This is a genomic window from Dactylosporangium sucinum, assembly GCF_014647515.1.
In the GTDB taxonomy this organism is placed as follows: Bacteria; Actinomycetota; Actinomycetes; order Mycobacteriales; family Micromonosporaceae; genus Dactylosporangium; species Dactylosporangium sucinum.
On sequence record NZ_BMPI01000204.1, the window covers coordinates 1 to 814 of the forward strand.

General features: G+C 72.2%; 1 protein-coding gene. It reads left to right on the forward strand.

The window, feature by feature from the left end:
• Nucleotides 1-191: 191 nt before the first annotated feature.
• Nucleotides 192-814, forward strand: a 623-nt coding sequence (locus tag IEZ31_RS55840) for an alpha/beta fold hydrolase (RefSeq protein ID WP_190258302.1), incomplete at its 3' end; no start/stop codon positions are given.

Sequence of the window (814 nt, forward strand, 5' to 3'; positions counted from 1 at the left end):
GACCTCGCTGGAGGTGCACGCGTTGATCAAGGGTTCCCGGCTGATCGAGCCGCCGTGGCCCGAGGACGCGTGGGAGCAGGCGGTCCGGGCGACGACCGAGGGCCGCGGCAGCCTCTTCGACCCGTGGGTGCAGGCGGTGCCCGCGCTGCTGGAATTCATCGACGAGTAGCGCACGGGCGAGGAGCGGGACGGTGGCGGAGGTAGAGGTCAACGGCGGGGTCGTCGTGTACGAGCTGATCGGTCCGCCGGACGGGGAGGTGCTCGTGCTGACCCCGGGCGGCCGGTTCGGCAAGGACTACCCCGGCGTGCGCCCGCTCGCGCAGGCGCTGGCCGAGGGCGGCAAGCGGGTGCTGCTGTGGGATCGGCCCAACTGCGGCCGCTCCGACATCCAGCTGTTCGGGCGGTCGGAGTCGCACATGCGGGCCGAGACGCTGGGCCGGCTGCTGGACGAGCTGGGCATCGACCGGGTCGTCGCGGTGGGCGGCTCCGGCGGCGCCCGGGACATGGTCGTCTTCACGATGCTGTACCCCGGGAAGGTCCGCCGGCTCGCGATCTGGTGCATCGTCGGCGGCACCTTCAGCACGATGAGCCTCGCCGGTGTCTACGTCATGCCGGAGCTGCGTGCGGTCCGGGCCGGCGGTGTCGAGGCGGTGCTGCGGCTGTCCGGACCGGCCGGTTCGTGGTCCGACCTGTGCGCGGTGAACCCGCGTAACGCCGACCGGCTGCGGGCGATCGGCGACGAGGAGTTCGAGCGGGTGATGACCCGCTGGCTGGACGCGTTCATCCCGAAGCCGAACGAGGCGATTCCGGGTGT